The organism is Acinetobacter sp. WC-743, from assembly GCF_000335555.1.
Classification (GTDB): domain Bacteria; phylum Pseudomonadota; class Gammaproteobacteria; order Pseudomonadales; family Moraxellaceae; genus Acinetobacter; species Acinetobacter bereziniae.
The window spans coordinates 49,618-72,637 of record NZ_AMFQ01000043.1 but is presented as its reverse complement, the minus strand read 5'-3'; the positions used below and the strand labels follow the sequence as shown (position 1 = coordinate 72,637).

At 37.2% G+C, this 23,020-nt stretch carries 22 protein-coding genes; 15 read left to right on the top strand and 7 right to left on the bottom strand.

Annotation, left to right across the window (positions count from 1 at the left end):
- Positions 1–64: 64 nt before the first annotated feature.
- The gene (locus tag ACINWC743_RS06380) at positions 65–937 is read right to left on the bottom strand and encodes an NAD(P)-dependent oxidoreductase (RefSeq protein ID WP_009584764.1); all 873 of its coding nucleotides are present in this window, start codon (positions 935–937) and stop codon (positions 65–67) included.
- A 9-nt stretch (positions 938–946) separates the two neighbouring features.
- Entirely contained in the window at positions 947–2,038 is a 1,092-nt protein-coding gene (locus ACINWC743_RS06375) for an alpha/beta fold hydrolase (protein WP_004830381.1), read from the bottom strand.
- 141 nt (positions 2,039–2,179) lie between these two features.
- Between ACINWC743_RS06375 and ACINWC743_RS06370 the strand changes: the two genes are divergently transcribed.
- The 10 genes from ACINWC743_RS06370 to ACINWC743_RS06325 all read left to right on the top strand — a co-directional run bounded on the left by ACINWC743_RS06370 (position 2,180) and on the right by ACINWC743_RS06325 (position 12,159).
- Positions 2,180–3,367: an O-succinylhomoserine sulfhydrylase gene (locus ACINWC743_RS06370; protein ID WP_009584798.1), complete on the top strand. Its 1,188-nt coding sequence runs from the start codon at positions 2,180–2,182 to the stop codon at positions 3,365–3,367.
- Positions 3,368–3,478: 111 nt separating this feature from the next.
- Positions 3,479–3,808 (top strand): YbaB/EbfC family nucleoid-associated protein, encoded by a 330-nt coding sequence (locus ACINWC743_RS06365; protein WP_004830383.1) that lies wholly within the window; start codon positions 3,479–3,481, stop codon positions 3,806–3,808.
- A gap of 10 nt (positions 3,809–3,818) precedes the next feature.
- Complete coding sequence (gene recR / locus ACINWC743_RS06360; RefSeq protein ID WP_004830384.1) at positions 3,819–4,415, top strand: recombination mediator RecR; 597 nt, start codon at positions 3,819–3,821, stop codon at positions 4,413–4,415.
- A 352-nt stretch (positions 4,416–4,767) separates the two neighbouring features.
- Positions 4,768–5,910: a ribonuclease D gene (locus ACINWC743_RS06355; protein WP_009584776.1), complete on the top strand. Its 1,143-nt coding sequence runs from the start codon at positions 4,768–4,770 to the stop codon at positions 5,908–5,910.
- A gap of 204 nt (positions 5,911–6,114) precedes the next feature.
- Positions 6,115–6,420 carry a YcgL domain-containing protein gene (locus ACINWC743_RS06350; protein WP_004830387.1) on the top strand — a complete coding sequence of 102 codons (306 nt, stop codon included), beginning with the start codon at positions 6,115–6,117 and terminating at the stop codon, positions 6,418–6,420.
- Positions 6,386–6,826, top strand: a complete 441-nt coding sequence (locus tag ACINWC743_RS06345) for a hypothetical protein (RefSeq protein WP_042066816.1) — start codon at positions 6,386–6,388, stop codon at positions 6,824–6,826. The genes ACINWC743_RS06350 and ACINWC743_RS06345 overlap by 35 nt, the downstream gene beginning before the upstream one ends.
- Positions 6,827–6,846: 20 nt before the next feature.
- Complete coding sequence (locus ACINWC743_RS06340; RefSeq protein WP_009584783.1) at positions 6,847–7,698, top strand: AAA family ATPase; 852 nt, start codon at positions 6,847–6,849, stop codon at positions 7,696–7,698.
- A 15-nt stretch (positions 7,699–7,713) separates the two neighbouring features.
- Positions 7,714–8,901: a vWA domain-containing protein gene (locus ACINWC743_RS06335; RefSeq protein ID WP_004830390.1), complete on the top strand. Its 1,188-nt coding sequence runs from the start codon at positions 7,714–7,716 to the stop codon at positions 8,899–8,901.
- Positions 8,902–9,304: 403 nt separating this feature from the next.
- Positions 9,305–10,513, top strand: a complete 1,209-nt coding sequence (gene trpB, locus ACINWC743_RS06330) for a tryptophan synthase subunit beta (RefSeq protein WP_009584801.1) — start codon at positions 9,305–9,307, stop codon at positions 10,511–10,513.
- Between the two features lie 212 nt (positions 10,514–10,725).
- The gene (locus tag ACINWC743_RS06325; protein WP_009584797.1) at positions 10,726–12,159 is read left to right on the top strand and encodes a MoeA protein; all 1,434 of its coding nucleotides are present in this window, start codon (positions 10,726–10,728) and stop codon (positions 12,157–12,159) included.
- An 80-nt stretch (positions 12,160–12,239) separates the two neighbouring features.
- On the opposite strand, the gene ACINWC743_RS06320 is transcribed toward ACINWC743_RS06325, so the two are convergent.
- The 3 genes from ACINWC743_RS06320 to ACINWC743_RS06310 form a co-directional block, all read right to left on the bottom strand.
- Complete coding sequence (locus tag ACINWC743_RS06320; protein ID WP_004830393.1) at positions 12,240–12,671, bottom strand: CBS domain-containing protein; 432 nt, start codon at positions 12,669–12,671, stop codon at positions 12,240–12,242.
- Between the two features lie 147 nt (positions 12,672–12,818).
- On the bottom strand, positions 12,819–13,196 hold the full coding sequence (locus ACINWC743_RS06315; RefSeq protein ID WP_004830394.1) for a DUF2750 domain-containing protein: 378 nt from the start codon (positions 13,194–13,196) through the stop codon (positions 12,819–12,821).
- Between the two features lie 178 nt (positions 13,197–13,374).
- The gene (locus tag ACINWC743_RS06310; RefSeq protein WP_004719607.1) at positions 13,375–13,608 is read right to left on the bottom strand and encodes a hypothetical protein; all 234 of its coding nucleotides are present in this window, start codon (positions 13,606–13,608) and stop codon (positions 13,375–13,377) included.
- Between the two features lie 223 nt (positions 13,609–13,831).
- Between ACINWC743_RS06310 and ACINWC743_RS06305 the strand changes: the two genes are divergently transcribed.
- Together ACINWC743_RS06305 and ACINWC743_RS06300 are read left to right on the top strand one after the other, a co-directional pair.
- Complete coding sequence (locus ACINWC743_RS06305) at positions 13,832–14,191, top strand: hypothetical protein (protein ID WP_004830396.1); 360 nt, start codon at positions 13,832–13,834, stop codon at positions 14,189–14,191.
- A gap of 260 nt (positions 14,192–14,451) precedes the next feature.
- On the top strand, positions 14,452–14,778 hold the full coding sequence (locus ACINWC743_RS06300; RefSeq protein WP_005032035.1) for a hypothetical protein: 327 nt from the start codon (positions 14,452–14,454) through the stop codon (positions 14,776–14,778).
- Positions 14,779–14,788: 10 nt separating this feature from the next.
- Here the strand turns inward: ACINWC743_RS06300 and ACINWC743_RS06295 are convergent, their stop codons facing one another.
- Together ACINWC743_RS06295 and ACINWC743_RS06290 are read right to left on the bottom strand one after the other, a co-directional pair.
- Complete coding sequence (locus ACINWC743_RS06295; RefSeq protein ID WP_009584771.1) at positions 14,789–16,399, bottom strand: M16 family metallopeptidase; 1,611 nt, start codon at positions 16,397–16,399, stop codon at positions 14,789–14,791.
- A 13-nt stretch (positions 16,400–16,412) separates the two neighbouring features.
- On the bottom strand, positions 16,413–17,807 hold the full coding sequence (locus ACINWC743_RS06290) for a M16 family metallopeptidase (RefSeq protein WP_171064872.1): 1,395 nt from the start codon (positions 17,805–17,807) through the stop codon (positions 16,413–16,415).
- 177 nt (positions 17,808–17,984) lie between these two features.
- On the opposite strand from ACINWC743_RS06290, the gene ftsY reads away from it, so the two are divergent.
- The 3 genes from ftsY to ACINWC743_RS06275 all read left to right on the top strand — a co-directional run bounded on the left by ftsY (position 17,985) and on the right by ACINWC743_RS06275 (position 22,856).
- Entirely contained in the window at positions 17,985–19,094 is a 1,110-nt protein-coding gene (ftsY, locus tag ACINWC743_RS06285; RefSeq protein ID WP_009584768.1) for a signal recognition particle-docking protein FtsY, read from the top strand.
- A 414-nt stretch (positions 19,095–19,508) separates the two neighbouring features.
- The gene (locus tag ACINWC743_RS06280; protein WP_009584790.1) at positions 19,509–20,102 is read left to right on the top strand and encodes a nitroreductase family protein; all 594 of its coding nucleotides are present in this window, start codon (positions 19,509–19,511) and stop codon (positions 20,100–20,102) included.
- Between the two features lie 591 nt (positions 20,103–20,693).
- Positions 20,694–22,856 (top strand): malate synthase G, encoded by a 2,163-nt coding sequence (locus tag ACINWC743_RS06275; protein ID WP_009584765.1) that lies wholly within the window; start codon positions 20,694–20,696, stop codon positions 22,854–22,856.
- Positions 22,857–23,020: the final 164 nt, after the last annotated feature.

The window sequence follows — 23,020 nt, the reverse complement described above, 5'->3', positions numbered from 1 at the left end:
GACATAATCGTGTGTCACTTGATTAGATTATAGGGGCTTGTTGTGATTATTCAATGACGAAAAATTAATCTAGTGTAATTTTGCTCCATGATTCATACATTTTTACCGCAGTTGAAAAGTCACTGTCGGGTGTTGCAAGGCTGTTTGCTGCTTGGATTAGGCTTTGTGTTAAACCAAGAATTGGTGTAGAGAGTTTCGCCTCGCGAACTAAATCAATGGCAATTCCTGTATCTTTTGCCAATAAAGGTAGCCCAAAGGTCAGTGGAAAACTTCTGTTGAGAATACGCTGCGGAAGGATTGATTCAGTAACACCACTTTTTCCGCTTGAAGCATTAATACAATCTAATGCCTCATGTAAATTTACGCCATGCGCTTTGAGTGTGGTGAAACCTTCTGCGGCGGCACATAAATGAACTGCCATCATCATATTATTAACAGCTTTAACCGCAAATCCAGCACCGGAATCGCCAACATGTTTAATTAGTTTTCCCATTGCCTGCATTGCAGGCAAAGCGCGTTGGAATGCATCATTCGATCCGCCCACCATGAAGGTGAGTGTGGCATTTTCAGCACCAATGGTTTGTCCGCTTACAGGTGCATCCACGAATTCAATATCAAGTTGTTTAAGCTGTAATGCTTGTTGACGTGCTGCATCAGGCACACCGCTGGTGCAATCTACCCAGATCGCACCTGATTTAATTTTTAGTCCCTGAATTAAATCATCAACATCTTGACTGGTGGGTAAGCATGAAAAAATTATATCAGCCTGAACAGCCTGTTCTAAAGCTACCGCCTGAGTGCCGAACGCAGTTGCATGTTGTTTGGCTTTTTCAAAATTTCGATTCCATACATAAACAGTATCAAAATGTTGAGGCAAATGTGCTGCCATACGATAGCCCATAGCACCTAAACCGATAAATGCAACTGTAGTATTCATAACTGTCTCTTAACTTTTAGTCGATCGTTGTTCTAACCATTTGGATAATGTCGGCCAAAATTCTTCTGCACTTTTTTGGCTAGACATCAGTCCTAAATGTCCTCCAGGGATTAGAGTAAACGTGACATCGCTACTATTTGTCAATTCGATTAAAGGCTTAACTGCATCGGCAGTGACCATTTGATCACTTTTTCCAGCACCCACCAACAAAGAACAATTGATGTTTTTAAGTTCTATTTTATGTCGGCTAAGTTGTATAACACCATTTTTTAGTGGATTTTGAAGCCATACATTAAACAACATATCTTGATTGACACCCCCAGGATAATCCACCATATGATTGAGAAAATTTCCAAGTGTAGCATGCTCATGTAAAAGTGCTCGATCATCTAAATTGAGTAATAATTGTTTGTGACCTTCATACCAGCCTTTGGGATCAAGAATTTTAAATCCAATCGCATTTAGTAAACCAGGAGTATGGATCAGTTTTCTCGGTAAGCCTCCTTTATAAAGTGTATCTTTAAGTTTTTGGTTTTTGATAATCAGACTATTGATTCTTTGATACAGTTTTCCAATTCCACCAGAAGCATAACTGTCGATAGGACTGGCGAGTACAATGAGATTTTTTACATGATTGGGCTGACGTAAAGCACTGTATAGTAATACAAAAATTCCGGCCATACTCCACCCATGCAGTGAGATTTGATCACTTTGTGAATGCTCTCGAATCTTGTCGATACATAAAGGCATTGATTCGTCGATAAAGTAAAGGAAGTTTAAGTCACGATCTTGATAGCTTAATTTTCCCCAATCCAATAAATAAACATCAAAGCCTTGTTCTGTAAAATGTTTGATTAATGAGCGATACGGATATAGATCATAGATCGCCATATTGATTGACAACGGTGCGGTAAAAACCAAAGGTTCTTTAAACTTTTTTTCTGGCGCAGCATAGTAACGTACTTTGGTTTGATGATGCTCTGCAATCACTTCATAAGGTGTACTTTGAGATAAAACCAGTGACTTGCCATTGAAAATCCGTGTCGTCAAATTTTTTAACTTGGCTTTCCTTGCTTGGAACTTGGCTGATACTTGGGTCATAAGCGATGTTTGTCTCATTTTTATACAGATTTATGCGAAGTGTATGTGATAATTTGCGATTTTACCTTGACCTTAAATACATAGGACGCTCAAAATGTTGGCAATATTTTACAAAGGCAGTTTTAGGACTGAGCAGTTGAAATGAGCCAGCACGACGACATTGAATACCAACTTGACACCTTAGCGATTCGTACAGGTCATACTCGCAGTTTTGAAGGGGAACATGGAGAACCAATTTTTCTGACTTCATCATTCGTTTATGAAAATGCAGCTGAAGCAGCAGCAAAATTCTCAGGTGCAGAGCCAGGCAATATTTATTCACGTTTTACCAATCCGACGGTTACGATGTTTGAAAAGCGTTTAGCTGCTCTTGAAGGTGGTGAACGTGCTGTGGCAACAAGTTCAGGTATGGCAGCGATTATGGCTGTAGCGATGTCTTTCTTGAAAGCTGGCGATCATGTGATCTGTTCACGCGCTGTTTTTGGTTCAACCGTCGCGTTGTTTGAAAAGTATGTTGCTAAATTTAATGTTGCCGTGACTTTTGTTGATTTGACTGATGTAAGCGCATGGCAAGCAGCTGTTCGCCCTGAAACAAAATTACTTTTTGTTGAATCGCCATCCAATCCATTGGCAGAAGTAGCTGATATTCAAGCCTTATCTGATTTGGCACATGCAAATGATGCTTTGTTGGCGATTGATAATAGTTTCTGTACGCCAATCTTGCAACGTCCTCTACAATTTGGTGCGGATTTAGTTATTTATTCAGCAACTAAATATTTGGATGGTCAAGGTCGTGCATTAGGTGGTGCTGTTGTTGGTAATCACAAACTTCTAGAAGAAGTATTTGGTTATGTAAGAACGACAGGACCGTCGATGAGTCCTTTCAATGCTTGGGTGTTTTTAAAAGGTTTGGAGACGCTAAGACTGCGTATGAAGGCGCACTCTGAAAGTGCACAGATCATTGCTGAATGGTTGGTTAAACACCCGAAAGTGGAAAAAGTTTACTTTGCTGGATTGCCCGAGCATGTTGGTCATGAATTGGCGGCAAAACAGCAAACAGGCTTTGGTGGGATTGTTTCATTTGAGGTGAAAGGTGAGCGAGAAGGGGCTTGGAAAGTCATTGATCACACACAATTTATTTCAATTACTGGCAACTTGGGCGATGCCAAATCGACCATTACTCATCCTGCAACAACAACACATGGTAAGCTTTCGCCTGAAGCAAAAGCTGCAGCGGGCATTCGTGAAGGTTTAATTCGTCTGTCTGTTGGTTTGGAAGACGTCAATGATATTATTCGCGACCTTTCTCATGGATTAGATTTAATTTAAGATAGGCGTCATTGCTCAAATACAGTCTTGCACCCATTTGTGATTTTTGAAAAAAATAGCCAATGTGTGCAAGACAAAAATTTATTTAAAGACTTTTGTTCGGAGTACCTTATGAACATTAATATGTTGATGCAACAAGCACAGCGCATGCAAAAAGACATGGAAAGTAATGTTAAGAAAGCTAAAGAAAAACTTGCTCAAACTGAAGTTCAAGCAGAAGCGGGTGGTGGTTTAGTCAAAGTAACGATGACTTGCCGTAATGTTGTTAAGCGTATCGAAATCAGCCCAGATTTATTACAAGATGATCCAGAAATGATCGAGGATTTGATTGCAGCTGCAATGAATGATGCTGCACGTCAAGCAGAGGCTATTTCAGAAGCAACCATGAAAGAAGCCAATTCAGGAATGGGTCTACCGCCTGGTCTTTCAGGTTTGTTCTAAGGAATCTTAGGTGTTTAGCGACCGTTTTGATCAGCTTGTACAAGCGTTACGGATCTTACCAAGTGTTGGACCAAAATCGGCTCAACGCATGGCATTACATCTGATTATGAAAAACAAAGAAGGCGCGATTGGTTTGGCGCATGCGTTAAATGAAGCGACTTCTTTTATTCACGAATGTAGTATTTGCCACTCTCTGACAGAAAATGAAGTTTGTGATATTTGTTGTTCGAATGATCGTGATGATCAACTGCTTTGTGTAGTCGAATCTCCAGCTGATGTTATGGCAATCGAACAAAGCGGAAGTTTTCGTGGAAAATATCATGTATTGGGTGGTCATTTATCGCCTTTAGATGGAATTGGTCCAGAAGAAATTGGTATACCTTACTTGGTACAGCGTTTGAGTGATGGCAATATTACTGAAGTGATTTTAGCAACCAATGCAACTGTAGAAGGGCAAGCGACAGCACATTATCTTGTTGAAGCAACCAAACATCTTTCACTACAGATGACAAGAATTGCTCAAGGTGTTCCACAAGGCGGTGAGCTGGAATATGTGGATAGCCATACATTAAGTCAAGCAGTACACAATCGTATGCGGATGAAATAATACTTTTTTGTCTTCATCAGATGTTGGGTTTGTTTATTTTCAGTCACTTTATTTTGAATTTAAGGTGTTTAAAAGATAAACAAACTCGATTTTATTTAAAATTATTTACATAACTTTGAGAAAAATTAGGTAAACTCCCTTAGATAGAACGGTCAGTCTATGATTCGTTATTTTTTCTAAAGGATCAATTCATTAAGTTCTAAAACCTATATATAAAATGGATATTTTAAAAATAATTTTATTGAAAAATAAGACATTTATCTCAAATTAGTTCAAAAATATTATATTTAAATTTTATATATTAAGGTAAAATCATATTTCATTTGAATGTAACATTTTGACTTAAACTGACATGTTCCAATTTATTAATCAACAGACTGAACTTGAATCTGTGTTGAATTTAATGCAACACACATCAACATATGGTCTAGACACTGAATTTATCAAGGTTGATACATTTTGGCCTAAACTCGGTGTATTTCAAATCAATGTCAATGGTCAAGTGTTTTTACTCGATGGTACCACGCTCAATTTAGATCAGTTCTGGCATCGACTTTTTCAAGCGCAGCAAAATATTTTTCATGCTTGTGGTGAGGATATTGATTTAATCTATCATTATGCTGAAAAAAAGAATCTTGAGAATGTGTTTGATACGCAAGTGGCGTTATCTTTCCTAGGGCATGGCTTACAGGTCAGTTATCAAAATGCCTTAAAATTGATATTAGACATTGATATTGATAAAGATCAGACCCGTTCAGATTGGTTAGCTCGTCCTTTGACCACCGAGCAGATGAATTATGCTGCAAATGATGTTTTATACATTATGAGATTGGCTGAAAAAGTTAAAGCGCAGTTGGAACAGAAGAACTTATATCAACAAGTATTGGAAGATTGTCAAAATCTCACCTTTGAAATTGCTTCAGAAACACCAAAAGAAAAGTTATATAGTGATATTGGTAACTATCGTCATTCGCGCAAACAATTGATGCAATTACAACAATTGTGTGTGTGGCGCGAAGAAATGGTCAAGGCACTGAATCAACCCCGCAGTTTTATTCTTAAAAATGCCACGATGATTGATTTAGTTGAAGTTAATCCGAAGAATAACTTTCAATTGTCTAATGTAAAGGGCATTCGACCTAATATTGTTCGTGAGCACGGTAAAACCATTTTAGACTTATTAAAATTTTTACCAGAGATGGATGAGTGGCCATTACGAATCGCACGACCAATTAAACACTCCTCACAAGGTATCACAGTTGAAGTTGATGAGTTAATTTCACAAATTTCATTGGATATGCAAGTCCCTAAAGAAGTACTCATGCGTAAAAAGTGGTTGAATGCTTTGTATCATCATGTGGTGTTTCAAGGCAAAGAACAAGATTTACCACGCTATCTACTGGGTTGGCGTTATGAACAATTGACGCAACCCCTGATTCAGTTATTACATGCCGATGTTCACTATTTAAGTATGCAAATGAAAGTGAATGAATAACTTGATGTCATGTTTTGATGGTCTGTTTGCTTAGCTTTTCAACAAGATCTGTGAATGCTGTGTCATGATATGTGATGCTTTATTTTTACTCAAAGATTTCACAAATGATCATAAATAACGACTGATACGTTAAATTTCGATAATGTATCTGTCGTTTTTTTCATGTATGCTGTCACATAAGTTTTATAGAAGCTGTTGTTTAAAATGCATTGTGATATTTATAAATCGAGCAAGAAAGATGAAATGTATCTTTATGTGGCTCGTCCTAATCATCCAGACCATGACGAAAGTGCAGATCCTTTAGATGTACTATCTGAACCTGTACGTATTGCTTTTGGTCGTGCAACGCATGTCATGCACCTTGAACTTAATGAATCAAGAAAATTAGCACGAGTAAATGTTTTACATGTGATTGATTCACTGACGACGAAAGGCTTCTTTATTCAAATGCCGCCAGAAGGTTTAATTAATCCTAATGCGGCAGAACCAGAGGGATTACGCGGTGCTTGATCAGTTATCAGGAATATGGACAAGTTTTTTAGATCTATTGGATTCGATCCCAGAAGATAATATTGCAATTTCTGTCTATATTCTTGGGACGCTCTTAATTTTATGGTGTTGGTATTCGATTTCAAAACGATTGCCATCACCACTTGGTGGGATCACATGGATTATTGTATTTGCAGTTCTTGCAACGCCCACCATTTCTGAAGGACCGAACTCAGCAATTGCACCTGCAATATTTGGCTTGTTATTTGGTATTTTAACCAAAGATTCAGCATTGATTTGGTCAAACATTGCCTTGATTGCATTTGTGATGGGGCTGGGATTAATCATCGGATTTTTTTGGTCTAAATACAAAACCAATAAAAATACGCAAGCCAACGCTGTCGCTAAAAATATTTCACCACTTTAAATAAAAAATAAAGGTAATCTATGTCTGTTGATGCTCAACAATTCACTGGTACTGAACAGTATATCGCAACTGATAGTTTAAAATTAGCCGTAAAGGCTGCTCGCGCACTTCAAAAACCACTACTGGTTAAAGGTGAACCTGGGACAGGTAAAACTTTACTGGCAGAACAGGTTGCTGAAAGCTTAGGACTTAAACTGATTACATGGCACATTAAATCGACAACAAAAGCACAGCAAGGCTTATATGAGTACGACGCTGTGTCACGGTTACGTGACAGTCAGTTGGGTGATGACCGTGTCTATGACATCAAAAACTATATTAAGCCCGGAAAGTTGTGGGAAGCGTTTACCAGTGAATCACGTTGTGTATTATTAATTGATGAAATTGATAAAGCAGACATCGAATTTCCGAATGACTTGTTACATGAATTAGACAAGATGTCTTTTTTTGTTTATGAAACAGGTGAAACGATCACTGCTACTCAGCGTCCTATCGTGATCATCACTTCAAATAATGAAAAAGAACTTCCTGATGCCTTTTTACGTCGTTGTTTCTTCCATTATATTGAATTCCCTGATGAAGCGACCATGCGTGAAATTATTGCAGTACATTTTCCCAATATTTCTGGAACTCTGGTTTCTGAAGCTTTGCAAGTCTTCTTTAAATTGCGCCAAGTTCCAGGCTTAAAAAAACCACCTTCAACGTCTGAATTGATTGATTGGTTAAGTTTGCTCATGGCAGACGATATGCCAGAAGATGTTTTGCGTAATCATGATAAAGCGAAAGCAATTCCACCCTTGTATGGCGCATTGATTAAGAATGAGCAGGATGTTCAATTGCTTGAACGTTTAGCCTTTATGTCACGTCGTTAATGAGGAGATCGCCATATGTTTGTGCGATTATTTTATACCCTCAGAAAATATGGTGTACCTGTATCTACCCGTGAATTGATTGATCTCAACCAAGCGGTGAGTGAGGGCTTGGTGTTTGCTGATCAAGATGATTTCTATCAATTGGTGAAAACGGTCATGGTCAAAGATGAGCGCTTCTTTGATAAATATGATCGTGCCATGAAAGATTATTTTGAAGGAATTCACACCTTTGATATTGATGATTTGCTTAGCAAAGTTCAAAAACTGCCAAAGGATTGGTTTGATTTAGAGCTACTTGAAAAGCATCTGACACCTGAGCAACGTGCTGAATTAATGAAAGCAGGTTCGCTTGAAGAATTGATGAAAATGTTGGAAGAACGTTTACGTGAACAACATAAAAAGCATCAAGGTGGCAATCGAATGGTGGGTACTGGAGGTACTTCTCCGTTTGGTGCTTATGGTGACCACCCAGAAGGTGTTCGAATTGGTGGACCAAGCCGCAAAAACTCAGCAGTCAAAGTATGGGAGCAGCGTAAATACCAAAATTTGGATGATGAGCAAATTTTAGGTACACGGCAAATGCAAATGGCTTTACGTCGGTTGCGTAAGTTTGCTCGTCAGGGTGCTGCTGAAGAATTGGATATCAACAGTACTATTTATGAAACTGCCAAGCAGGGCATTTTAGATGTACAAATGGTCCCTGAACGGCGTAATCGTATTAAAGTTTTGATGCTATTTGATGTGGGTGGCTCGATGGACGCTCATATTGCACAATGTGAAAAATTATTCAGTGCAGCAAAAACAGAATTTAAAACTTTAGAATATTTTTATTTTCATAATTGTTTATATGATTACGTTTGGAAAGATAATCATCGCCGTTCTTCTACACGAATGAACACATGGGATTTGTTTAATACCTATGGTAAAGACTATCGTGTAATTGTTGTTGGTGATGCTAGTATGGCACCCTATGAATTAAAATCGGTGGGCGGTTCCGTTGAATATATGAATGATGAAGCTGGTGATGTCTGGTTACGTCGTTTACGTCAACATTTTGAAAAAACAGCGTGGCTGAATCCAGAAGAACAGAATTACTGGCACTACACGCAAACCATTGCCTTGATTAAGCAGATATTTGAGGACCATATGTTTCCAATGACTTTAAAGGGCATTGAAGATATGACCAAGTATTTGTCACGATAAATTTGGGATCGCATCAAGGTTTAGCTTGTTTTTTGGGTTGGTAAAAAAATAGCTTCTGAAGTAGGCTAAAATTGCGAATGAGATGTATATGGCGTGAGACATGAAATACAACAATAGTGAAGCTATTTTTAAATTTCATGTCGGTGTCTATGATCGTCTAAGATAATTTTAGCCATAGGTTGAGCAAGAATAACGTAAGGTCGAGCTTGTAGCATCAGGTGTCGTGAAGACTAAAATGGTTCTACTATGGGCTTGTTGCCTTGTGAAATAATATTTTTATCATTTAGAATAATTCAATTTCGTAAGTTGTGCCGTGTATGAGTTAAAACATTGAGTCGAAAATATTGCAGAACTGTCAATAGCCCCACTCATTCAACGGCTTATATTTTAATGAGGGATAGATATGGATCATCAAATTAACGGTATTGCACTGCCAAATGAACAAGGATTTTTTGGTGAATATGGTGGTCAATTTATTCCACCACATTTAAAAGCGGCAATGGACGAAATCAACATTGCTTATGAAGAAATTCGTCAAACTGCTGAATTTCAGAATGAGTTAGCGGATTTATTTGCCAATTATGTTGGTCGCCCAAGCCCTTTATTTTATGCCAAACGCCTTTCTGAGCAATTGGGCGGTGCACAAATTTATTTAAAGCGTGAAGATTTAAATCACACTGGCGCACATAAAATTAACCATTGCTTAGGTGAGGCTTTACTTGCCAAGTATATGGGTAAAACCAAAGTGATTGCAGAAACGGGTGCGGGTCAGCATGGTGTAGCCTTGGCGACTGCTTGTGCACTTGTAGGGATTCCATGTGAAATTCATATGGGACAAGTCGATATTGAAAAAGAGCACCCAAATGTTGTCAAAATGAAAATTTTAGGCGCTAAATTGGTTTCAGTTACGCAAGGTATGGCAACATTGAAAGATGCGGTAGATAGCGCATTTGATGAATATTTAAAAGATCCACAAAACTTTATTTATGCGATTGGTTCCGTGGTTGGTCCACACCCATTTCCAAAAATGGTACGTGATTTCCAATCTATTATTGGCAATGAAATTAAAGTTCAAGCACAAGATCGTTTTGGTGCTCAACCCGATTATGTGGTTGCCTGTGTAGGTGGCGGTTCAAATGCAATTGGCGCATTTACGGCATTTTTAAATGATGCAGAGGTTAAACTGGTTGGTGTGGAACCTGCTGGTCATGGTTTGGATACTCAACAGCATTCAGCAACATTGACTTTAGGAAAGCCAAGTCAAATTCATGGTATGGCTTGCTATGTACTTGAAAATGAGCAGGGTGAGCCGTTGCCTGTGCATTCGATTGCGTCAGGTTTGGATTACCCTGGTGTTGGACCACAACATAGTTTTTTGAAAGATTTGGGACGTGTGGAATATTCAACTGCGACTGACCAAGAATGTTTAGATGCATTTATGATGCTGTCCCGTGTAGAAGGTATTGTACCGGCATTGGAAAGTTCACATGCTGTGGCTTGGGCAATTCGTGAAGCACCGAAATTATCGAAAGAAATCAAAATTGTGGTCAATCTTTCTGGGCGCGGTGATAAAGATGCAGACTATGTTGCTGGCAAGTTAAATCTCAACTGATTTAAAATTCAACAATCTAAAACCTGGCTTCGGCTGGGTTTTTTATTTATCTGTTATCATAATGAAATTATTGAACTTTATTGGAGAAAAAGAGTTTAAACGACGCCATTAGCATAATTTATTTGATATGTAAATTATATCAAATAGCATATTTTTAATAAAAATCATTGAAGCATCATCGCTTAATTTTATAACATTGTTGAGTTATTACATTGGAAATCAGAAACCGTAAATATATAAATTATAATTTATGGCAGCAAGAGCATATTGCTCAAGTCATGCCAATTTCAAATTTAACAGAAAAAATTTCCTTAAAAAATTGTTTAGGTAGAAAGCTTGCAGAAGATATTTATGCTAATTCAGCGTATCCGACTCTAGCATTATCAGCAATTTGTGGGAAATTTTTGAATATTCAAGATGATATTACTTCTGTAGAACAGTATAAAGAAATCGAAACGATACATTTCTTTCGAAATTTAATGAATGGGGAAAATCCATTTGCAATTAAACAGACAAACACATTCCTATCTGATATAGCTCCATATATGAAAATAGGAGATATAGCAAATACGGTGATACCCTTAGAGCAACATTTACCTTGGTTTAGAGCAGCTTATCTTAGTCCTGAAAAAGGAGATGTGTTGGCTGATATAAAAAAAGGAACGGGCATTGTCAATATTGGGGCTGACTACCAAGAGAAAGATTTAGTTTTAAAAAAAGATGATATTATTACAAATTCCAAAAAAGCCTTATTAAGACAGGCTGGTATAAGTGAAATAAAGGTTTATAAAAAATTAAGATTTGCTGTGCTGTGTGTAGATTATGACCTCGAAAATTTGAATAAAAATTTTGAAATGGAATATATTCAAGATTGCATGCAAAGTTGGGGTTTTGATTTTGAAGTAATTAAAATAAAACCATTCAAGAATGCCCCGCTAGATACAAAAACTACGGATGACAGCATTGCGACTAGTTTTGAAACTTATTTAAACAATATTCAGCAGGTGACCCAAAACTACGATTATATTGTTGCGTGCGGTTTAGCAGATCATCGTTTTTTCAATCAATTGGGTTTGTTTAGATCTCTGAATGAGTTAAGAAGACTATATTCTCAAGGTGAATATAATCAAAAAATTCAATCGTCTGGCAATCATTTCAGATTATTTTCAGGTGATTTAAGAAACCCAGTATGCCGAGAAGAGGTAAAATTCTACAATGAACAAGGACGTTTAATTGTCCAAAGGACGATGAAGTATGAAGATAAAGCGTTGATGGGCTATATCTCAGGTTATATTCTTGACATCATTGTAAATATGCATTTACTGGTAAAGCCAACAATATTGCAACGGATGTACCGAAAACCATTTTTACCTGAATGGAAAGTAGGAGTATTATCCCACGATTATAGTTTTGATATTGATCAAGACTATAAATACAAAATTTTATGGGCTTATGTATCACGTACGGCTTATGATGAAAGGTATAGAATTGTGACCAAAGAGATTCCAGAAATTAAAATAATCAATGTAGAAAATGAACGTCCTGATATGCTGAATTTCTTTAAAGAATGTAATTGTTTTATTCCAGTATTAAATGAAGATCATCAGTTAAAAGCAGGTGATTATTTTTATTATCTAGAAATTTGAAAAATGATTGAAATATTCATTATGATTTATAGTTATTGATTATATAGCCCTCCATTTGAAGGGCTATATCTATCTTTTTCTTAGCCTGAAATGTATTGTTGTAATTGTTCAATTAATTTTCTTTGATCTTCCATCGTGGCTTTAACAAGATCACCAATAGATACAAAACCAACTAATTTTTCTGCTTCAATTACCGGTAAGTGACGTAAATGACCATCGGTCATTAGACCTAAACACTGCTCGACTGTATGGCTGCGTGTTACAGATATAACTTTGGAGGTCATAATCTCAGCAACAGTTGTATGATCTGAAGTACGCTGCATAAGGGCAATTTTACGCGTATAGTCACGCTCAGAAAGAATGCCGACAACTTTGGTGTCTTCTGTGACTACGACAGCACCAATACCTTTATTTGCCATAAGTGTAATGGCTTCTAATACAGTGGCAGAGGGGGAAATCGTGTAAATTTCGTGACCAATTTTATCTTGGATGACTTGTGCTACTGTCGTCATAATTATTCTTCCTTTTCTTTGGTGCTGATCAATCTGCACCTCTTTAAATTAACTGTATTTTTTAACTTTGCAAATACTCTACAGTCACAAAATATAAAGTTTATTTTTTACAACATTTTGAAAACATCAAAATATACTGCTTGTTCTTTACGCCGTTTGAAATTGAGCGGTATTGTGAAAAAAGAAATGATCCATTTGAGTGGTTGATAGTTTGAATTTCCGAGATGAAGAATTAAATAATGCAGGCATAATGTTCAAGCGGGTAAGCGTTGGCAATAAGGATTCTCTAAAGTCTTTTGGTGTTATTTTGCGTGGTGTATAGTGAGGCCAGTGAATCTTGGCATATTGATGTGCTTGAACCGCATTGAGCCAAAATGGGAAGTAGACTTCTTCTGAAGCTGATTTCATTGCCCATCCTTCATGATAAAGCCCCCAAAGTACACCACAATACATCAGTGATTTTAGAATAGAAATTTTAATAAACAATTCGTTCGATATTGGTTGGAGGTGGATATACTTCTTCATAGTCGATAGTCTGTTTATGTACCAGTGTTATTGTAATAGAAATACATTTAAGAACTGTGAGTACTTTATAGTGAATCGTAAGCATTTATTAAAACAATAAAAATTGTATCAAATGCGTAAGTATTTATTAATCAAAAAATCTTCAGGCATTAAAAAACGCCACCTAGGTGACGTTTGCTTATGCTTGCATCGTGGCCATCTTTTGCCAGTACTGCGCTTTTAAAGAATCACGTTCTACGCGGAAACCTTGGTAGTAAAGTTCTGCAAGAAACATTGCTGCTTTACCATGTCCAGCTTTTGCTGCATCTTCTAATGCTTTTACTGCTTCTACAAAGTTCATTTCACATTGGATTGTGTTTACAGCATCCGCATATACATGTTCTAAGTCTTGGTGAGAGATTTGGTGAATCATAGGTAACTCCTTATTGTAATTATGATCTTTTAACATAGCTCCCCATCGGAGCTTATACTTAACTAATCTAACTTAACTTTATTAAACTAATATTACAGTTTGCGTTAATTGTCAAGTAATTTGAAATCTACACTTGACGAAAATAAGATTACATGATTAAACATTAAACAGAAATAATATTTATTAAAATCAATATGAGAATTAAGACAAAGGGAGAGCAAAAATGACAAACACGATAGATGGCTTTACTTTTGATGTACCCGCTGCTGAGTCTCAGATTGTTGAATTAGCTCAGTATCATCGTCGGCAGTTGGATGAAGCAATTTATCATCAAGAAATTCATCTTGGTGATTATTGTTTAGCCCAACGAAAACGTGTTTATGATTATACCAGAAATTTAGACCCAGTGCAAAAAAAGAACTTTTACCATGTTTATGATGGGGAATTAAGACGTCTCGCTGATGATGACGATCTACATCCTGCACATGCTGAAGGCGGTGTAAGTATTTTTGCTGTATGTATAGCTTTAGCAATTATTGCAATCATTCTATATTTTGCATTCTTACGCGCAACCATTCTTTGATTGTTGTGTTTTGAACTTATTAACAGCTTTATCTGAATTGATCTCAAGCCCTTTTCTAAAATAGAAGAGGGCTTTACATGTATATTAGTCATGGAGCAGTTGAGAGGGTAAAAGGTCATATTGCATGTTCTGGGAGTCAACTCATCTTGTCATAGAGCAAAGACTAAACATCGATCTTTGCAGTGTTGTTCAGATGTCGCTCAAAAAGCGCTATATTTTTATATTCAGAATGATAAACTATCTGTAATTAGAGGTAGTTCATGCAAAAAATCAAAGATTATTTTCAAAAATTATGCTGTTCATTTCCTGTGGAAAAAATCTTGAATTCTTTTGTTGTTGTGATCATCGCACTGATGATTGTTCTTGCAACATTGGCCCTATTGCGTCCAATAAGCCCAGAACAATATCAATATGTGATTCAATATTCCCAACAAGCCGCTTATCCTCAAACCCAAAATATAGCTAAACAATTACAACATCAGGATCAAATCAGTGTTGCTGATTATCTGCGTTTGTTGCGAGCTTATCACTTTGAACATCAGCGTGTTAGAGAATATCCTGCTGTGGATATCACTGATCCTGAATAATCCTCAAAAGCTATTTTAAAGACTCTTCTTGAGGGCGAATGGTTTTTTTGATGATCAATGCTGGGATATCTGGCATTGGGTTTTTCTTTATTTCGTGAGTTTGACCTGATTGGATTTGAGGATTGGCACCTATATCATCTTTCAGCATTTGTTTAAGTGCTTGTTGATCCAGTGTAGGTGCAACAACAACCAAAGTGAGACGATCCGCGCGGAGATGCTTTTGGATTGCTGTTTGAACCTGCTTGACGGTAATTTGACTCAATTGTTTCTGATATTGGGCTAAATAATCGGCAGGCAGTTGATAAAATCCAATTGATGCAATCTGTGCATTAATATTAGCATTTGAACTAAAGGTCATTGGAAAGGAACGTAGCATCCCTTCTTTGGTTTCCTCAAGTTGCTTCTTTTGTACAGGTTTTTTGACAAAATCACGCAATGCTTGATGTGCAACTTGAATACTGTCCATCAATTGATTTTGTTCAGTTGCATAGTTCAAGCTAAAAAAGCCTTGTGCTAAAGTGGTCGCTAAGGTGCTATATGCGCCGTAGGTATAGCCACGTTTGACGCGAAGTTCTTTCATAAGTACTGAATTAAAACCACTACCGCCAAACATTTGGTTAGCCACTTCTAAAGCTATTCGATCAGGATCACTTCGTTTTACACCTAGATGCCCCATCATGACATTGGCTTGTGTAGAATTAAATGAAATGTAATGAATATTAAAATCATGTTGTTCTTGCGGTTCCGGTAATGCTTCAGCCGCTTCACCTTGTGTCATATTTTGGCTAATGGTATTGGCAAGTTGAGTCGCATCAGCAGCAGTTAGATTCCCTGTAATGGCAATATTCATATTTTGAGCAACGAGTAATTTTTGTCTAAATGAACGTAGTAGCTCTGGCGTAATTTTTTTTAAACTGCCGTTGGTGCCAACAGTGGGTTCAGCATAAGGATGTTGTCCATAGAGTGCGCGATAAAAACGGATGTTCATCATTCTGCTTGGATTTTCTTGAATTTGTTTTTGCCCAACTTTGGTATTGTTGAGGATAAGATTTAAACCCGATGGATTAAACTGGGCATGATTGAGTACATGTAACATCATATTGACAGCTGGATTTAATTTTTCCGGATCTGACAATACGCGTAATCTTACGACAAACATGTCTCGATATGCGGTTACATTGAATTGAGCACCTAAGCCTTCAAAGGTTGAGGCGATTTCTTTTGCAGAATATTGATCTGTACCTTCTGTAATCAGTTTGGCAGCCATATTCGACATACCAAATAAGCCCTGTCCCAATGCTTGATCTTGAGAAGAACCTGCATTGAATGTCAGTTGAATATCGACGATCGGGAGGTCCGTGGTCGAAACGAATAAAGTTCTGACTTTTTGGTTATTTTCCAAGTCTTGAACAAAAGGTGTTTGATATTGCTGCTGTTTATCTAAATTTTTTAAGCTTTGTAAGGTTAAATTGGCCTTTAATGTGGAATCATCCATCACGTTTTCACTTTCTTCGTGGTTATCAAGTTCGACTTCAGCATAGTTGACACTTGAGTAGAGTAAGGTGATCAATACGAGTAATGGTGTTTTAAATGAATAAATAGAGAATGGTTTGAAATTCATGATGCTTCCTTATTTATTCTTTTGAATCTTCGGGTAATAAATACATACTACTGAGATTGTCTTTGACAAAATAAATATTGGCAATCCGTTTTAAATCCTGTGGTGTCACTTTGTCATAATGCTTTGGCAATTCATCCATCAAACGAAAACTTAAACCATTCACTTCTAAGTTGCCAATCATGTTGGCCTGACCACCAATATCATCTTGGCTGTAAATTAAATTGGAAACGAAGTTATTTTTTACGCGATCTAGTTCGGCTTGATTAACTAATTCTGTTTTAAATAAGTTCATTTCTTTTTCTATTGCTTTCTGCGCATCTGGCAGGGATACACCATCGCTCGGTATTGCCGAAATCATAAATAAGCTGTCACCTCGATTATATGGATCATAACTGACACTAATGGCCGTAAGCACTTTTTTATCGCGAATAAGGCGATCTTGCAAACGTGCCGAAATTCCACCATCGAGTAAGGACTGAATGATGGTCAATGCATAAGCATCCTGAGGGTTTTTTGCTGTAGCGATAGATTTAACATTCCATGCCATAAACAAGTTTGGAACTTGTACTGGAAGGTGAACTTCCATATGTCGATAACCCATTCGATCAAATTCCAGCACATCATTGCGATCAGGAAGTTCTTTTTTCGGGATTGCTGCAAAATATTTTTCGACTTGTTTTAATGCTTGTTCTGAGTTGACATCTCCTACAATAACGAGTGTTGCATTATTGGGTGTATACCAAGTTTGATACCAATGTTTGAGATCATCTAAACGAATATTTTGTAGATTTTTCATAAATCCAATCACGGGTTGTCGATGATGGCTGGTTGGATAGGCAATCCATTTAAAACGTTCAAAAGCAAGATTACGTGGATTATCATCTGTTCTTTGCCGTCTTTCCTCCATAACGACTTTGATTTCTGGGTCAAAGTCCTGCTGTCTCAACACCAAATTGGTCATTCGATCTGCTTCAAGTTCTAAAGCCAAGGGAAAATATTTTTTAGGATAAAGCTGATAATAATTGGTGTAATTGGTATAGGTTGCTGCATTAGTACGTCCACCATAAATTCGGCTTAACCGAGCAAACTCATCATCTGGAACTTTCTTGGTTCCCTTAAACATCATATGCTCAAGTACATGAGAAATACCGAGCACATTCCCAGATTCATCACTACTGCCGACACCATACCAAATTTGAGTCATGACAATAGGGGAGCGGTGATCTTCGCGGATAATGACTTTTAGACCATTCTTTAGCGTGGTTTCAAAAGTTGTACGTGCAAGTTGACTTTCTGGGGCTGAATGAAGCTGAGTATTGAACGTATAAGTGCATAAGAATAATAAAGGCGCAATAATAACTTTGGAGTGTTGCATAAGTTGTAAGAATATAGATTTCAAAATATACACAGATGACCTAAAAAAATTATTCTAAATTTATAACTATTCTTAAAAAATGAATCATTTAAAGCAAGGCGATCGTGTTGCATTTTGGTTTGCTTGTTTTATCACTGCTTTAACGCTAAAAATGTTTCAATCTATGCTAAACTCATTCTTTTTTAACGCTATGCTTTTCAAGGAATCGGCATGCAAGAACAGCAAAATAAATTCTTGATTGATGCGGATATCGGGGATGACGATGTCACATTACCTAGTTTACCAGCCGTCAATGTGCCTATTATTGAAAATAATAAAGTAGAAATACCGAAAACGGAATCTACTCAAGCTGATAGTCAAGAACAACAGATTGAAGCGACTGAAGAAAAAGCCAAAGGTGGTTTTTTCAGTCGTATGAAAGAAGGTTTGTCTAAATCACGCAAAAGCTTCGCAGATGGTATGGTCAACATATTGATCGGCGGGAAAGAGATTGACGATGAATTGCTAGAAGAAGTTGAAGAACAGCTTTTAGTTGCTGATATTGGTGTCGAAGCGACAAAAACCATTATTGCGAATTTAACTGAGCGTACTGAACGTGGAGATTTGATCTATTCACATTCATTGTATAAAGCTTTGCAAGAAGAGTTGGTGACATTACTTGCACCACGTGTAAAACCATTGCATATCGACCTAAATAAAAATCCATTTGTGATTTTAGTGGTTGGGGTAAACGGTGTGGGTAAAACAACTACAATTGGTAAGTTGGCAAAGCGTTTACAGGGTGAAGGCAAAAAAGTCATGCTTGCCGCAGGTGATACATTCCGTGCAGCAGCAACTGAACAGCTTCAAATCTGGGGGGAGCGTAATAATATTGCTGTTGTTGCTCAAGGTCATGGTGCTGATAGTGCGTCTGTGATTTTTGATGCTTTTGAAAGTGCTCGTGCTAAGGGAATTGACGTTCTTATCGCAGATACCGCTGGACGTCTACACAATAAAAGCAATTTAATGTCTGAACTGACCAAAGTAAAACGTGTAATGCAGAAAATTGATGCAACAGCGCCGCACGAAGTGATGTTGGTTGTGGATGCGGGTACAGGGCAGAACGCGATTAACCAAGTAGAAATGTTTGATGAAGCTGTAGGTCTTACAGGTCTAACGATTACTAAATTGGATGGTACTGCAAAAGGTGGAGTGCTATTTAATATTGCTAGTCGTACACATGTACCAATCCGTTTTATTGGTGTTGGTGAAAAAATAGATGACTTACGCCCATTCTCTGCTAAATCATTTGTAGCTGCTTTATTTGAAACAGACAAATGATTGTAGTCTGATTCGCTGATTTGGAAACTCCGCTTGATGCGGAGTTTTTATTTTTTGTTTAAATTTATGCTTTAAAGTATTTAGCGTACCAGATGCTGAGAATAGCTTGATCTGTGTTGAATTAAAGATGATTTTTACCTTAATTTCTTTTGTGGTCTACGCAATAACAATTTGAAGAAAATGGAAACACTATTTTTTTTAAATTAACTGCATAGACTTAATTTTTATAAAAATCAAAATATTAATGTGATTTTTAATAAAGCTATATTTGTTTAAAAGTCTTTCTATTTCTAATATTGTTCTAAATATAGAACACATTGTTATGTATTTATGCATGGAAACAGTCAAAATCATGCAATAAACTTTGTCTATGTTAAAGAAAACGGCGTATCGCGCCAAAGAAGGATTATCATTATGTCATTTTTAAATCAAATCAAACAACGTCGTACAATTTATGCATTGGGTAAAGATATCAGCTTAGACCAAGCAAAAGTTGAAGAAATCATCAAAGATGCAGTAAAACATAGTCCATCTGCATTTAACTCACAATCTTCTCGCGCAGTAATTTTATTTGGTGATTCACACGTAAAATTCTGGACAATTGTCTTAGAAACTTTACGTAAAATTGTTCCTGCTGAAGCATTTGAAGGAACTGCTGGTAAAATTAACAGCTTTATTGCTGGCGCAGGTTCGGTGTTGTTTTACGAAGATTTAAGCGTAGTGAAAGGCTTGCAAGAGCAGTTCCCACTTTATGCAGATAATTTCCCGGTTTGGGCTGAACACTCGACTGCAATTGCGCAATTTGCAGCTTGGACAGCTTTATCTGAAGCAGGTATTGGTGCTTCATTACAGCATTATAACCCGATCGTGGATGATCAAGTTGCAGAAACTTTTGAAATCCCTGCGGATTGGAAACTTCGTGCGCAATTGGTATTTGGTTCAATTGAAGCACCTGCTGGTGAAAAAGCATTTATTGATGATGCTGCACGTTTCAAAACATTTAACTAAATTTCTATCAGATCGAAGAAATCAAATCTCAAATCTATGTTTGATTGATGTCTGATCTTTGTTTGATCACATCTAACCTGCTTAAGATGCCCATTTTAAGCAGGTTTTTATTTGCGTTGATTTTATCAAATCTTAAAACAAAACAAGCGACACTAAAGTGTCTTCGTTCACTTTAGTGACCCCTTTAAAAGGAGTTGATCATACTTTCTAGACAATCATTGAGCTAAAAATTCAAGCCATAAAGGATCGAACAATTCTTTACATAGAAATATCACTTTACTTTATCGACATTTAGATTTATTCGTGGCTTAATCTTTGCTCAAGGAAAAAAAAGTGTATTAAAAAATGAGTAAATTAGCGTAGATTCAGCACTTTGGTCTAATTTAGACATTTTAAAAAATTTATACACTGTAAATAGCCATTCAAGTTGATGATATTGTCGGATTTCTGATCGTTATTTTTTAAGTTAATGTATGTATTTATTTTAATTAAAATGATCACTATTTAGGAATGTGATAATACTATTCAGCATGGTTTAAATCGGTATACTAGAAACTCTTGTTATAAAAAGTAGCAATATCAGGAAAGACAATGACTGCACGTATTCAAAAAGGCAAGTTAGCGATTGCTAAAGAACTTTACGATTTCATCGAAAATGAAGCACTACCAGGTTCTGGTTTAGACAGTGAAACATACTGGAAAAACTTTGAGCAAGTTGTTGTCGATCTTAGCCCAAAGAATAAAGCGCTTTTAGCAAAGCGTGACGAGATTCAGGCTAAAATTGATGAATGGCACCGCAACAATAAATTTGAACTTGAAGCTTATAAAGCTTTCCTAAAAGAAATTGGCTACTTATTACCAGAAGTAGAAGATTTCCAAATCAGCACAGAAAATGTAGATGAAGAAATCGCATTATTGGCTGGTGCGCAGTTGGTTGTACCTGTGCGTAATGCACGTTACTGCCTAAATGCAGCAAATGCCCGTTGGGGTTCTTTATATGATGCACTTTACGGCTTTGACGTGATCTCTGAAGAGGGTGGCGCAGAAAAGGGTAAAGGCTATAACCCTGTTCGTGGCGATAAAGTTATTGCATTTGCAAAGAACTTCTTAAATGAAACATTCCCGCTTGCAAATGGCTCTCATGCAGATGCAACTCGCTATGCGGTTGAAGATAAAAAATTAGTGGTAACGCTTAAAGATGGTTCAACAACCACTTTAGCAAAAGAAGCTCAATTTGTGGGTTTCAATGGTGAAGAATCTGCACCCGTTGAAATCGTACTGCTCAATAATGGCTTGCACGTAATTATTGAAATTGACGCAAATAGTCCAATCGGTAAAACAGATGCGGCTGGCGTTAAAGATCTTGTGTTAGAAGCAGCAGTAACGACGATTCAAGATTTGGAAGATTCCATTGCAGCTGTAGACGCAGAAGAAAAAGTTGAAGGCTACCGTAACTGGTTAGGCTTGATGAAGGGTACTCTTGAAGAATCTATCGAGAAAAACGGTAAAACCGTTACCCGTAAATTAAACAAAGATCGTAGCCATAAGAACCTCATTGGTGGTGAAACGACACTTCATGGTCGTTCTTTGATGTTGCTTCGTAATGTGGGTCATTTAATGACAAACCCTGCGATCCTTGTAGATGGTATTGAAATTTACGAAGGCATTATGGATGCTTTAATCACGCCATTGCTTTCTTTTGCGGACATCAAAGGTCAAAACGAAAATAAGAACTCTCGTAAAGGTTCTATGTATATCGTTAAACCAAAAATGCATGGTCCAGAAGAAGTTGCTTTCGCTGTTGAATTGTTTGAACGTGCTGAACAAGCCTTGGGTCTACCAGCGAAAACTTTGAAAATCGGGATTATGGATGAAGAACGCCGTACTTCTGTAAACTTGAAAAACTGTATTGCTCAAGCAAAAGATCGTACGATTTTCATCAATACAGGCTTTATGGATCGTACTGGTGATGAAATCCATACATTCATGGAAGCAGGACCATTTGTTCGTAAAGGTGAAGTAAAAGCGCAAATTTGGTTCCCTGCATATGAAAACCGTAACGTGATGGTAGGTCTTCAAGCTGGATTACGTGGCAAAGCACAAATTGGTAAAGGCATGTGGCCAAAACCAGATATGCTTTTAGACATGTACAAAACCAAGATCGAGCATCCTGAAGCTGGTGCAAGCTGTGCTTGGGTTCCATCTCCATCAGGTGCGGTGATTCATGCGATTCATTATCATCAGTGCAATGTTTCAGCTCGTCAGCAAGAATTGTTGAAAACTGAAGCCTTACCTTTAGATGATTTACTTACTCCACCTTTGGCGACTGATACAAACTGGACTGAAGAAGAGAAAACCAAAGAGCTTGAAAACAATCTTCAAGGGATTTTGGGTTATGTTGTACGTTGGGTAGACTTGGGCGTAGGCTGTTCTAAAGTGCCAGACATCAATAATGTTGGTTTAATGGAAGATCGTGCAACATTGCGTATTTCATCTCAACATGTTGCGAACTGGTTACGTCACGGCATTGTAACTCAGCAACAAGTTGAAGAAGTTATGCAACGTATGGCAAAAATTGTGGATGAGCAAAATGCCAATGATCCAGAATATACCAACATGGCACCAAGCTTCGATGGTTATGCTTACAAAGCTGCTTATGATCTAGTCTTTAAGGGCGGTGAGCAACCATCAGGTTATACAGAACCATTATTGCATGCATACCGTTTAAAATTAAAAGGTTATACAGGTGATTAATTTTACACTGTAGATTTTAAATCAAACATAAAGCCTCTTCGGAGGCTTTATGGCTTTCTAAAGTGGCAAAAAGACAGTTTTAAGCCCAGAAAATTTGTTTTCGCTGATTCTGGTTTAAGCCAACAACATGAAAACTCTGCTACAATTTAAAGGAGTTAATTATT

Bases quoted from the DNA above. Each gene is read 5' to 3' on its own strand.
- ACINWC743_RS06380 (WP_009584764.1), bottom strand. From the start codon at position 937: ATGAATACTACAGTTGCATTTATCGGTTTAGGTGCTATGGGCTATCGT.
- ACINWC743_RS06375 (WP_004830381.1), bottom strand. From the start codon at position 2,038: ATGACCCAAGTATCAGCCAAGTTCCAAGCAAGGAAAGCCAAGTTAAAA.
- ACINWC743_RS06370 (WP_009584798.1), top strand. From the start codon at position 2,180: ATGAGCCAGCACGACGACATTGAATACCAACTTGACACCTTAGCGATT.
- ACINWC743_RS06365 (WP_004830383.1), top strand. From the start codon at position 3,479: ATGAACATTAATATGTTGATGCAACAAGCACAGCGCATGCAAAAAGAC.
- ACINWC743_RS06355 (WP_009584776.1), top strand. From the start codon at position 4,768: ATGTTCCAATTTATTAATCAACAGACTGAACTTGAATCTGTGTTGAAT.
- ACINWC743_RS06350 (WP_004830387.1), top strand. From the start codon at position 6,115: ATGCATTGTGATATTTATAAATCGAGCAAGAAAGATGAAATGTATCTT.
- ACINWC743_RS06345 (WP_042066816.1), top strand. From the start codon at position 6,386: ATGCGGCAGAACCAGAGGGATTACGCGGTGCTTGATCAGTTATCAGGA.
- ACINWC743_RS06340 (WP_009584783.1), top strand. From the start codon at position 6,847: ATGTCTGTTGATGCTCAACAATTCACTGGTACTGAACAGTATATCGCA.
- ACINWC743_RS06335 (WP_004830390.1), top strand. From the start codon at position 7,714: ATGTTTGTGCGATTATTTTATACCCTCAGAAAATATGGTGTACCTGTA.
- trpB (WP_009584801.1), top strand. From the start codon at position 9,305: ATGGATCATCAAATTAACGGTATTGCACTGCCAAATGAACAAGGATTT.
- ACINWC743_RS06320 (WP_004830393.1), bottom strand. From the start codon at position 12,671: ATGACGACAGTAGCACAAGTCATCCAAGATAAAATTGGTCACGAAATT.
- ACINWC743_RS06315 (WP_004830394.1), bottom strand. From the start codon at position 13,196: ATGAAGAAGTATATCCACCTCCAACCAATATCGAACGAATTGTTTATT.
- ACINWC743_RS06310 (WP_004719607.1), bottom strand. From the start codon at position 13,608: ATGATTCACCAAATCTCTCACCAAGACTTAGAACATGTATATGCGGAT.
- ACINWC743_RS06305 (WP_004830396.1), top strand. From the start codon at position 13,832: ATGACAAACACGATAGATGGCTTTACTTTTGATGTACCCGCTGCTGAG.
- ACINWC743_RS06300 (WP_005032035.1), top strand. From the start codon at position 14,452: ATGCAAAAAATCAAAGATTATTTTCAAAAATTATGCTGTTCATTTCCT.
- ACINWC743_RS06295 (WP_009584771.1), bottom strand. From the start codon at position 16,399: ATGAATTTCAAACCATTCTCTATTTATTCATTTAAAACACCATTACTC.
- ftsY (WP_009584768.1), top strand. From the start codon at position 17,985: ATGCAAGAACAGCAAAATAAATTCTTGATTGATGCGGATATCGGGGAT.
- ACINWC743_RS06280 (WP_009584790.1), top strand. From the start codon at position 19,509: ATGTCATTTTTAAATCAAATCAAACAACGTCGTACAATTTATGCATTG.
- ACINWC743_RS06275 (WP_009584765.1), top strand. From the start codon at position 20,694: ATGACTGCACGTATTCAAAAAGGCAAGTTAGCGATTGCTAAAGAACTT.